Genomic DNA, 9808 nt, shown 5'->3' on the forward strand with positions numbered 1-9808 from the left:
GTACAGTACCGCGCGATGACGGCTATCGCCGCGTCGCGTTCGGCCTTGCGCCGCGGCGACGCGCGCCGGCATGCGCTTCTTGCACGGCAGGACAACCATGACTTTCGATTTCGCACTCCGTCTTTTCACCGCGTTCGCCTGCGGCGTCGCCATCGGCCTCGAGCGCCAGATGCGCCAGCGCACGGCCGGCCTGCGCACCATCACGCTCGTCGCGAGCGGCGCATGCCTGTTCGTCACGCTCGGCGTGCTGACCGGCAACGGCGTCGCGGGCGTCACGCAGATCGCCGCGTACGTCGTGTCGGGCGTCGGCTTTCTCGGCGGCGGCGTGATCATGCGCGACAAGGGTTCGATCCAGGGCATCAACACGGCCGCGACGCTGTGGTGCTCGGCCGCCGTCGGCGTGCTGGCCGGCTCCGGTCACTACGTGCCCGCGCTCGCCGGCACGGGTGTCGTGCTGCTCACCAATACGGTACTGCGCGGCGTCAGCCAGGCCATCAACGCGACGCCCGTCTCGAACGCCGACCTCGTGCGCGAATACCAGATCACCGTGATTTGCCTCGCCGCCGACGAAGTGCACATCCGCACGCTGCTGTCGAACGCGATGTATGCGAAGCCGCTGTCGTTCCAGAGCCTCACGAGCGAGGACGTGCCCGACCAGCCGGACCGGCTGAAGGTGACCGCGACGCTGAAGCTGCATCCGAAGGATCAGCAGAAGCTCGAGCAGATCGCGAGCCGGATGAGCATGGAGAAAAGCATTTCCAGCGTGAGCTGGACCGCGAAGGAAGCGGAGCCGATGATGGAGTGAGCCGCGTGGCGGCCGCCGCATCCGGCGCCGCCGTCGCGTTGCGTTGCGTCAGGGTGCTTCGATGAGCCCGGCCGAGATCGCCTTGACGACCGCCTGGACCTTGTTGGTCGCGCCGAGCTTCTCGAGGATGTTGTTCACGTGGAAGTTGACCGTCCGCTCCGAGATGCTGAGGATCTGGCCGATTTCGCACGCGGTCTTGCCCTCGGCCGTCCAGCACAGCACCTCGCGCTCGCGCGCGGTCAGCGTGACGCCCGCCGCCGGCGACAACTTCGGCACCATGAAGCGGCTCATCAGCGAATGCGACAGGTTTGCGAGCCAGTTGGTCTGCAGCGTCAGCATGTTGATCTCGGCCGGCGTCAGCCGGTCGGCATGGCGGGCGATGCTCAGCAGCCCGAACGCGCCGCGCGCCGCCCAGCTCGACTGCGCGACGCCCACCGACAATCCGAAATCGCGCGCGTCCTGCCACAGCGGGCACGGGTCGATCCGGTCGACGTCCGGCCACACGATCATGTTGGTGCTGAGCGCGCCGTCACGAACCGTCGAATCGATCTCGATGTAGTTCTGCGCCTGGTAGTGCGCCATCCAGCCGTCCGGATAGGTATCGAAGATGGCGACGGCCGGCTTCGAAACGGGCAGCGGTACGCGAATGCCGTAACAGCAGTATTCGAATCCGAGCCGCTTGGAATAGGCGGCGATCCGCTGGAAGAGCTGCTGCTCGTCCTCCGCGGCGCTGAATTGTTGGTAGGCATCCTGCCAGCGCAGTTCCATTCTTTCTCCGACAACGTCACGCTGTCATACTTGTCAGGTTTCAGTACCCGTTCGAGGCTGATACATTCCGCGCATGACTTCACCCTTGCTGCACCCTGTCCCCGGCCCGTCCCCGGACGGCTACGTACGCCTGTCAGAAGGCGCACTGGCCGCACTCGTGCTCGACCATGTCGCGAGCGGCCTCGATCCGTCGCTGCTGGCCGAACTGCGTGACAACGCGATCGACGCCCGCCTCGCCGGCTATACCGAATGGCATCGCACGGCCGGTGCCGGCGTCGCCTACGTGACGGTCGGCTGGGACTGGTACCTCGAACGCGCGACGGGCACGTTCGTGATCGCGGGCGGCGACGTTCGCAGCAACGTGATGGCCATCGACGCCAAGGGCGCCGACATCGGCATGTTGCGCACGGCCGCCGCGCTCGCCGCACGGCTCGCCGCCCTCGACTGGCCCGCCGCGGTCGCGTCGGCCCTGCTCGGGCACAACGACGCCTATCATGCCGGTCCGACGCTCCAGTGACAACCGGCCGCGCATTCCTCTGACGATTTTGCAAGACTGGCGCTCTTTATAAGCAAAAGCGGCGCGGTTTTCAATCCCGTTGATCAAGAAACCGTTACCACGTCCCGAATGGCGTCTTTACGCCGTCACCCTGTAAGAGTTACCAGTTACAGGCTCCTCGTGCCGCGCGCTGTAATGCACGCATACAAAAGCACAGATCCGAGGACATCCATGCAGACCTTCGTTCACGAGGAAGGGCGGTTGCCACACGAACTCGCGGCGGATCTCGGGCGCTATCGGCGCCGCGTGTTCGTCGAGCAGCTCGGTTGGGCGCTCCCGTCGGCGAACGAAAGTTTCGAGCGTGACCAGTTCGATCGCGACGATACCGTCTACGTGTTCGCGCGAAACGCCGACGGCGACATGTGCGGATGTGCGCGCCTGCTGCCGACGACGCGCCCGTATCTGCTGAAGTCGCTGTTCGCCGACCTGGTCGCCGAGGACATGCCGCTGCCGCAATCGGCCGCCGTCTGGGAATTGTCGCGATTCGCGGCGACCGACGACGAAGGCGGCCCGGGCAACGCCGAATGGGCCGTGCGGCCGATGCTCGCGGCCGTCGTCGAATGCGCGGCGCAGCTCGGGGCGCGGCAGTTGATCGGCGTGACGTTCGCGAGCATGGAGCGGCTGTTCCGCCGGATCGGCATACACGCGCACCGCGCAGGCCCGCCGAAGCAGGTGGATGGGCGTCTGGTGGTCGCGTGCTGGATCGACATCGATCCGCAAACGTTTGCTGCGCTAGGAATCGAGCCGGGGCAATCCGCCCGGCAAGCTATCGCCGCCTGAGCCGGAACGCGCGTTTCCGTCCGGGGCGGCATCGTAACGAAGGAGAACCAACGTGGACCAGTCTCAGGTCTTTCGCGCGATGATGCCCGGGTTGACGAGCGCCAGCGGCGCCCGCGTCACGGTCGCCTATCCGTCGTTTCCCAGGCCGTTGCCGCTCGTGCGGCTCGACCGCCGCGGGCTCGTGTTTCGTGCCGCCGGCGCCGCACCGCTCGTGTGCGGGCTGCCGCGCCCGGCAACCCTGCTGGTCGCGGACGAGCCGCTGTGCTCGCTGCGCCTCGTGATCCGCGACATCGCCGCGACCGGCGACGGCCGCCACGACCTGACGATGCAGCCGTCCGGCGCCGCCGGCGACGAATTGCTGTGGCACGCGTTGCGCGATCGCGAGCCGTACCGGCGAATTCGGCACCCGCTCGCGCCGGTCGATCTGCCCGCTCCCATCGACGGCGAACCGCACGCGGCGGCCGGCGAAACGGCGGCGCGCCCGTCGCGCAGCGCGGCTTTCCGCCTGCCCTGCCACAGCGACGCGCTGTTCTTCGCGGACTGGCTCGAATATCACTTCGATGAACTGCGCGCGTTGTCGCAACAGCACGGGCCGCAACTGCAGCTCAATCAGCTCGAACGACAGGTTGACGATGACGAGGTCGGCGTGCGTTTCGTCTACGACATCGACGGGCATGCGACGCGACACGCATTGACCGACTGCGCGCGCGAGGCATGTGCATGGATCGAGACGGAGATGCGCAGCAAATACGCGCTGCCCGTCGCGCAAGAGCGGTTTGGCGCGTTTGCCGCGCATGCGCGGGCCGGCGGCATGTGAATGCGGCCGTGCCGCGGGCCGCCACCAGGCGGGTTGCGCGGCGGCAAGTTGTGCAGATACAACGAGCGCTTGCAAACGTCCGGGTTTTCCCTTAAATTTACGTCTGTCTCCTCCATGTCTCCAAACATGGATTCAGCCCGCTCCAGCAGCGGGCTTTTTTATTGCCTGAACAGTTTGCGGGGCCACATCACCTCCTGCGCGCGACTAGCCCGCCGGACCCAAGGTGGCCGGGCGTAGCCAGTAGTAACGCACCGCAAATATCAGCGCGACCGTGACGACCAGGATCAGCAGCAGGTACAACCAGCCCTTTCTGGTCGACGGCAGGTCCGTCAGGGCGCCGACGTCGCCCGTCAGCGCCGCCAACGCGACCATCGCCAGACCGGCCAGCACCAACGTCCCCTTTGCCACCCATCCGAACGCGGCCTCCAGCCCGGCTGCCCATCGCGACTGGCGGTAAGGTCCGGCAACCGGCCGGCGCAGATCGGGCTTACCCATTCGTCAGTTCCCTACCGGCATGCGCGTGCGCGCACGTCGTGCGGCAAGCGCCGCCGATCGCATGAATGCGAAGGTCTTGTTGATGGGTAGCCGCTGCGATGCGGAGTGCGCACACTCGATCGAAATGCATCATGTTTTCTTTCGCGAGACGAGGCTCAGCACAATTCGATTCGTTTGGCCGGGCCGAATCGATATCGTTCGATACAGCCAGTATCGCCCGAAACACGATCCGCTCGCCTCGCCCAATCGCGATCGGCCGGCTTATCATTGGCCGGCCAGCCACTTCCCGTCGAGGTCATCTTGCACGCCCATCTGCGCATTGCCCGCCCGGTCAACAACCTCGCCCGCACCGAACGCATGTATCGCGACGGCCTCGATCTGTCGGTACTGGCGCGCTTCGACGATCACGACGGCTTTTCCGGCGTAATGCTCGGCCGCGAAGGCCTCGACTATCACTTCGAGTTCACACACTGCCCCGACCATCCGATCGCACCATCGCCGACGCCCGAGGATTTGATCGTGTTCTACCTGCCCGATCGGCCGGAATGGGAAGCCGCCTGTGAGCGCGCGACCGCACACGGCTTCATGCCCGTGACGTCGCTCAATCCGTACTGGGAAATTTCCGGCCAGACCTTCGAGGATGCAGACGGTTACCGGATCGTGTTGCAGAACGGTACGTGGCGCTGATGGGCTGACGTGCGTGAGCCGTTACACGGCGGGGTGGTTGCCGCCGGTGGTAGCACATCCGCACTCGCCGGTCGCCAACGATGCAGCGTCAGACGTTCGATATCGATTCGATGGCGTGATCGTTACGGGGGTACGGAAGGACGACTGTGGACTCAATGCAGATGACGCCACAAGCGCGGCACTGGAACGCATGAGGGGAAGGAAGTCGCGATCGTCGCTAGTACCAGCGACGATCGGAAGAATTGCTGACGAGAAACGAGCGCTAGCGCCGCCCGCTCGGGTTACTCGTTTTCCTCGAAGTAATGCCCGAACTTCGTCTGCTTCGTGCGGATATAACGCTCGTTTTCCTCGCGCACGGGCACCGCAAGCGCCACGCGCTCGCAGACGGGAATGCCATGCTTCACGAGCGTGTCGAATTTCTTCGGATTGTTGCTCATCAGCCGCACCGACGTCACACCGAGGATGCGCAGGATCGCAGCGGCCGAGTCGTACTCGCGGGCGTCGTCGGGCAGGCCGAGATCGAGGTTCGCCTCGACGGTGTCGCGCCCCTGCTCCTGCAACGCATACGCGCGGATCTTGTTGCTCAGGCCGATGCCGCGGCCTTCATGGCCGCGCAGATACAGCAGCACGCCGCGGTCTTCGGCCGCGATGTAACGCAATGCGAGATCGAGTTGCTCGCCGCAGTCGCAGCGGTACGAGCCAAACACGTCACCGGTCAGGCATTCGGAATGCAGCCGGGTCAGCACGGACTGCTCGCCCGTCACGTCGCCCATCACGAGCGCGAGATGTTCGGCATCGCTGCCCGATACGCGAAACGCGTATGACGTGAACGTACCGTAGCGCGTAGGCAGCGACGCCGTGGCGACGAGCGTCACGCACTCGTCGGCCTGGCCATTGCCCGGCGTGGGCGATTGGGGACGCGAAGACATCATGAATTCAATCGAAACGTTCAGGAATGTAGGAGTTGTGTGGATGGTGCGTGACGGGAGTTTACCGCTAATCTGGAAACGTCACGCGACTGCCGCCGCCCGCCCGGCTATACTGGGCTCACCGGGTGACGCGCATCACGCCCCGCCTGCCCTGCATCGACCTGCACACGGAGAAAGCGAATGAGCACGACTGTCGCGCAAATTCTCAAGGCCAAGCCGGATTCGGGCCGCACCATCTACACCGTCACGAAGAGCGACTTCGTCTACGACGCCATCAAGCTGATGGCCGAAAAGGGCATTGGCGCGCTGCTGGTCGTCGACGGCGACGACATCGCGGGCATCGTCACCGAGCGCGACTACGCGCGCAAGGTCGTCCTGCAGGACCGCTCGTCGAAAGCCACCCGCGTCGAGGAAATCATGACGGCAAAGGTGCGCTACGTCGAACCGTCACAATCCACCGACGAGTGCATGGCGCTGATGACCGAGCACCGGATGCGCCACCTGCCCGTGCTCGACGGCGGCAAGCTGGTCGGTCTCATCTCGATCGGCGACCTCGTGAAGAGCGTGATCGCTGATCAGCAGTTCACGATCAGCCAGCTCGAACACTATATCCACGGCACGCCCACCGTCACGTCCGCCTGATCCGGCCCAGCAAAAAAGGCCCAAACGCGTCAGCGTCTGGGCGGAAAGCCGCCGGCATGCGGCGACGGAGGTTCTGCTCCTGCGGGCGAACGACGCGCGCAACGGGCGCGCGTCTCGTCAATTCAGCGGTGCGCTCGGGCAGGACCGGGGACGTTCAATCAGTTACCGAAGTAGACCGAGTTCACCGGATTCGGCGCTTCCCGCGTCACGCGACGGCCGGCTTGCGCGGCCCCCGTGGCCACGGCACCGTAACCGCTCGTGTCGGCTTGCGCGAGCATCGGCTGGTTCGGCTGGATACGCTGCTCGGCGGCCTGAATGTTGCTCGGATATTGCGAATCGCTCGCCAGCGGCTTGTAGCCGTTCTGCTCGAGTTGCACGAGTTCGGCCTTGACCTGAGCGCGGGTCAATCCCTGCTCGGACTGCGCGAACGATGCAATCGGAGCGGCAAGGACGGATGCGGCGATAGCTGCGTAGATGATCGACTTCATGATTTACCTCCGGAATATGTTCTCTTTTGACGTCGCCTCGGCAGGACTGTCTGAAGCGATTGAATTCAGTGTAGTGCGCGCCATTCCAAGGGGAAACCCTTAGTTTGAATATACAGCGTTGCATTTTTGGAAAAAATCGCACACTGTTTCCAGACAGGGTCGTTGCAACTTGCTTCATCTACACAACAATCGCTGACGAAAGGCCAACAGCCGGATCACCTGTCCGGAAGGTTGTGTTGTAGAATCGTAAGGTTCTATTCGCCAGTCGATATTCCATCCACCATGTACGCGCTCACGCCCCTTTCGGTTTCGCCGTCCGGCCCGGCCGGCGTGCGCGCGCGTGCCGGCCAGCCGGCACACCCCCTCGCTCGACGCACGGCCCAGGCGCCGCTCGCCCCTGCCCGGCGCCCGATCTGACCGCTCGGTCTCCACCCGGAGCCAGGTTAGACAGGCTCCGGGCGATCCTCATAGGCACGCCACGCCTGCCCCTGCCGATCATTTGGAGAACTGCCATGAAACAACGCCTTTACCAGCTGACCGAACTCGACGTCGCTCGCCTCGAAAAGCACGCCGAGCACAATCCGCGCTTCCAGACGATGCTCGACACGCTGCTCGAACGCGCCGATATCGTTCAGCCCGACGCCATCAAGGCAAACGTCGTCACGATGAACTCGCAGATCACGCTGCTCGACGAAGCGACCCAGGAACAGGCCACCTGGACGATCGTTTATCCGGACGCCGCCAACCTCGAACTCGGCCGCCTGAACGTCTTCTCGCCCGTCGGCATGGCGCTGCTGGGCACGCAACGCGGCCAGATGGTCAAGGTGATGCAGCCGAGCGGCGCCGAAAAGCTGATGAAGGTCGCCGCGATCGTGTTCCAGCCGGAAGCCAACGGCGAATACACGCGCTGAGCCGCCGGTCGACCAGCGCCGCGCGATACGGGCGCAAAACGGAAAAAGCGAGGCACCGGCCTCGCTTTTTTGCATTCGGACGATCCGGATTGCCGCCATCGTGTTCAACAGACGAAAAAAAGGCGCCCGAAGGCGCCTTTTTTGATGCTGCGAAGCGGGTTACCCCGCCCGTCACGCTTAGAAGCGGTGACGCAGACCAACCGTTGCTGCGGTTTGGTTGATCGACGAGCTCGGAGCCGTCGACAGGTCGCCGTTGTAGATCGACGCGCCGCCAGCGTTCTTCGAAGCACGTTGGTACACAGCTTGTGCGTAGACGTCCGTGCGCTTCGACAGTGCGTAGTCAGCTTGCAGACCGAACTGGTTCCAGTGTGCGCTCGAACCATCAACCTTCGCGTTCGTGTACGTGTAAGCAGCACCCAGGCCGAGAGCCGGCGTCAGGTTGTACTTTGCGTTGACTTCGTAGTTGTCAGCGCGCAGCGACGGAACGCCTGCAGCGCGGTTGTCGATACGCGATTGCGTCCATGCAGCGCCGACTTGTGCCGGGCCGAATGCGTAGCCAGCAGCAGCACCGTACGTACGGACACGGCCTTGTGCAGCGATGTTCGTCGCGCCGTTGGCGTTGGTACCGTCACCCAGGTTTGCTTGCGAGTATGCTGCACCCAGCTTCAGGCCTTGGAACTGGTACGACAGGCCGCCGCTGTATGCACGGTTGTTGCCGAAGTTCTGGTTGTTCGAGAACGAGTACGTGCCGCCGAATTGCAGGCCAGCGTAGTTAGCGCTCGTGTACTTGATCGAGTTGTTCAGCGCGACATCACCGTTCGTGCTCAGGCGGTCGTTGTTCAGCGGGTGAGCGAAGTACGTGCCGCCCCACGAACCCGTTGCCGTCAGCGGCGCCAGGTAGTCTTGCGTTGCGTCGTATTGCTTACCCAGCGTGACCGTGCCGTACTGGCTCGACAGGCCGACGAATGCTTGACGGTTGAACATGCCACCGTTGTTGCCCAGACGGCCGTTACCGATGTTGAAGCCGCTTTCCAACGTGAAGATTGCCTTCAGGCCGCCACCGAGGTCTTCCGAACCACGCAGGCCGAAACGGCTCTGGTCGATACCCGAGCCCATCGACCACAGCGACTTGCTGGCGACGTTGCTTTGGTAGGTGATGCCTGCGTCCAGCACGCCGTACAGCGTGACGCTGCTTTGCGCGTGAGCGACGGTAGCGAACGATGCTGCAGCTGCTGCAACGATCAGAGTCTTGTTCATTCGTGGAGCTCCCTTCTAAAAAGAGGCAGGTCTCGCGACCTTGTTCATAAACGGTCTGCAACCGCCCGGGAGCGCCATCGGTCCTGCTGGCGGCGCCCGGATAGTTGCCCGTTTGGGAACCGTGAGTTTAGGGGTGTACCCTAGGGGAGCGATCCGCAAATAAAGAAATAAGCTTTTCCAGAACTAGAAATAATGAAAGTGGGGCCGCGTCATAAGTATTTGTTTTAACGTCTATTTTTGACTTCTTGACGAGGGCTTTTTGGAGGCTTTCATCGCATCATTCTTTCATGTCATCGTCTTGACGGTTGCATAGAAACAACAAGCGGATTCGGTTCGGCACCCCGAAAACGGTAATTTTTACCCGATTCAATCTCAAATATTGGCCATCCCGCATCTAAAACGTCCGCGTCGCCCCTAAACAGGGAGCAGCGCCTGCGCCACGGCAAGATCCGTCAGCCATCGGAAAGCAAAACAGGCGGCTCGCCCCCGCCGTGACACGCGGTAACAGCCTTAACCGCCCGCGTAACCCGGCGCGTGGGCCGGCAGGCTAATGTAAGGCGGCCTCGAATACCGAACAGGAACCGCCATGAATCGACGCTCGTTGCTGCGCGCCATCGGATTGACTGCCGCCTTCGTCGGCACCGGCTGGCTGCGCGCCGCCTCGGCCCAGCCC

General features: G+C 63.6%; 12 protein-coding genes. 7 read left to right on the forward strand and 5 right to left on the reverse strand.

Going from position 1 to position 9808, the window contains the following annotated elements; genetic code table 11:
* The first annotated feature begins 97 nt into the window (after positions 1-97).
* Positions 98-805 (forward strand): MgtC/SapB family protein, encoded by a 708-nt coding sequence (locus H0X90_RS09765; protein ID WP_006483946.1) that lies wholly within the window; start codon positions 98-100, stop codon positions 803-805.
* Positions 806-853: 48 nt separating this feature from the next.
* Here the strand turns inward: H0X90_RS09765 and H0X90_RS09770 are convergent, their stop codons facing one another.
* The gene (locus tag H0X90_RS09770; RefSeq protein WP_006496918.1) at positions 854-1573 is read right to left on the reverse strand and encodes an autoinducer binding domain-containing protein; all 720 of its coding nucleotides are present in this window, start codon (positions 1571-1573) and stop codon (positions 854-856) included.
* A gap of 73 nt (positions 1574-1646) precedes the next feature.
* On the opposite strand from H0X90_RS09770, the gene H0X90_RS09775 reads away from it, so the two are divergent.
* The 3 genes from H0X90_RS09775 (at position 1647) to H0X90_RS09785 (ending at position 3726) form a co-directional block, all read left to right on the forward strand.
* On the forward strand, positions 1647-2090 hold the full coding sequence (locus tag H0X90_RS09775; protein WP_012493405.1) for a DUF4902 domain-containing protein: 444 nt from the start codon (positions 1647-1649) through the stop codon (positions 2088-2090).
* Positions 2091-2300: 210 nt separating this feature from the next.
* Positions 2301-2909 carry an acyl-homoserine-lactone synthase gene (locus tag H0X90_RS09780; protein ID WP_077189341.1) on the forward strand — a complete coding sequence of 203 codons (609 nt, stop codon included), beginning with the start codon at positions 2301-2303 and terminating at the stop codon, positions 2907-2909.
* Between the two features lie 52 nt (positions 2910-2961).
* The gene (locus tag H0X90_RS09785; protein WP_006496917.1) at positions 2962-3726 is read left to right on the forward strand and encodes a hypothetical protein; all 765 of its coding nucleotides are present in this window, start codon (positions 2962-2964) and stop codon (positions 3724-3726) included.
* Positions 3727-3930: 204 nt separating this feature from the next.
* Here the strand turns inward: H0X90_RS09785 and H0X90_RS35730 are convergent, their stop codons facing one another.
* Positions 3931-4221, reverse strand: a complete 291-nt coding sequence (locus tag H0X90_RS35730; RefSeq protein ID WP_058903259.1) for a hypothetical protein — start codon at positions 4219-4221, stop codon at positions 3931-3933.
* Positions 4222-4521: 300 nt separating this feature from the next.
* On the opposite strand from H0X90_RS35730, the gene H0X90_RS09795 reads away from it, so the two are divergent.
* Positions 4522-4908: a VOC family protein gene (locus tag H0X90_RS09795; protein ID WP_006496915.1), complete on the forward strand. Its 387-nt coding sequence runs from the start codon at positions 4522-4524 to the stop codon at positions 4906-4908.
* Between the two features lie 281 nt (positions 4909-5189).
* Here H0X90_RS09795 and ribA read toward each other — a convergent pair whose 3' ends face one another.
* The gene (gene ribA / locus H0X90_RS09800; protein ID WP_006480964.1) at positions 5190-5840 is read right to left on the reverse strand and encodes a GTP cyclohydrolase II; all 651 of its coding nucleotides are present in this window, start codon (positions 5838-5840) and stop codon (positions 5190-5192) included.
* A 177-nt stretch (positions 5841-6017) separates the two neighbouring features.
* Between ribA and H0X90_RS09805 the strand changes: the two genes are divergently transcribed.
* Positions 6018-6479 carry a CBS domain-containing protein gene (locus tag H0X90_RS09805; RefSeq protein WP_006486040.1) on the forward strand — a complete coding sequence of 154 codons (462 nt, stop codon included), beginning with the start codon at positions 6018-6020 and terminating at the stop codon, positions 6477-6479.
* Between the two features lie 158 nt (positions 6480-6637).
* Here H0X90_RS09805 and H0X90_RS09810 read toward each other — a convergent pair whose 3' ends face one another.
* A complete protein-coding gene (locus H0X90_RS09810) occupies positions 6638-6967 on the reverse strand; it encodes a DUF4148 domain-containing protein (RefSeq protein ID WP_006486030.1) in 330 nt (109 codons plus the stop codon).
* Positions 6968-7479: 512 nt separating this feature from the next.
* Here H0X90_RS09810 and H0X90_RS09815 point away from each other — a divergent pair.
* Complete coding sequence (locus H0X90_RS09815) at positions 7480-7878, forward strand: GreA/GreB family elongation factor (RefSeq protein WP_006486027.1); 399 nt, start codon at positions 7480-7482, stop codon at positions 7876-7878.
* Positions 7879-8055: 177 nt separating this feature from the next.
* On the opposite strand, the gene H0X90_RS09820 is transcribed toward H0X90_RS09815, so the two are convergent.
* Positions 8056-9135, reverse strand: coding sequence for a porin (locus H0X90_RS09820; RefSeq protein WP_006486033.1), 1080 nt, complete (start codon positions 9133-9135; stop codon positions 8056-8058).
* Positions 9136-9808: the final 673 nt, after the last annotated feature.

Source organism: Burkholderia sp. 9775_39 (genome assembly GCF_015712225.1).
Taxonomy (GTDB): domain Bacteria; phylum Pseudomonadota; class Gammaproteobacteria; order Burkholderiales; family Burkholderiaceae; genus Burkholderia; species Burkholderia cenocepacia.

Bases quoted from the DNA above. Each gene is read 5' to 3' on its own strand.
- H0X90_RS09780 (WP_077189341.1), top strand. From the start codon at position 2,301: ATGCAGACCTTCGTTCACGAGGAAGGGCGGTTGCCACACGAACTCGCG.
- H0X90_RS09775 (WP_012493405.1), top strand. From the start codon at position 1,647: ATGACTTCACCCTTGCTGCACCCTGTCCCCGGCCCGTCCCCGGACGGC.
- H0X90_RS09810 (WP_006486030.1), bottom strand. From the start codon at position 6,967: ATGAAGTCGATCATCTACGCAGCTATCGCCGCATCCGTCCTTGCCGCT.
- ribA (WP_006480964.1), bottom strand. From the start codon at position 5,840: ATGATGTCTTCGCGTCCCCAATCGCCCACGCCGGGCAATGGCCAGGCC.
- H0X90_RS09765 (WP_006483946.1), top strand. From the start codon at position 98: ATGACTTTCGATTTCGCACTCCGTCTTTTCACCGCGTTCGCCTGCGGC.
- H0X90_RS35730 (WP_058903259.1), bottom strand. From the start codon at position 4,221: ATGGGTAAGCCCGATCTGCGCCGGCCGGTTGCCGGACCTTACCGCCAG.
- H0X90_RS09820 (WP_006486033.1), bottom strand. From the start codon at position 9,135: ATGAACAAGACTCTGATCGTTGCAGCAGCTGCAGCATCGTTCGCTACC.
- H0X90_RS09815 (WP_006486027.1), top strand. From the start codon at position 7,480: ATGAAACAACGCCTTTACCAGCTGACCGAACTCGACGTCGCTCGCCTC.
- H0X90_RS09805 (WP_006486040.1), top strand. From the start codon at position 6,018: ATGAGCACGACTGTCGCGCAAATTCTCAAGGCCAAGCCGGATTCGGGC.
- H0X90_RS09770 (WP_006496918.1), bottom strand. From the start codon at position 1,573: ATGGAACTGCGCTGGCAGGATGCCTACCAACAATTCAGCGCCGCGGAG.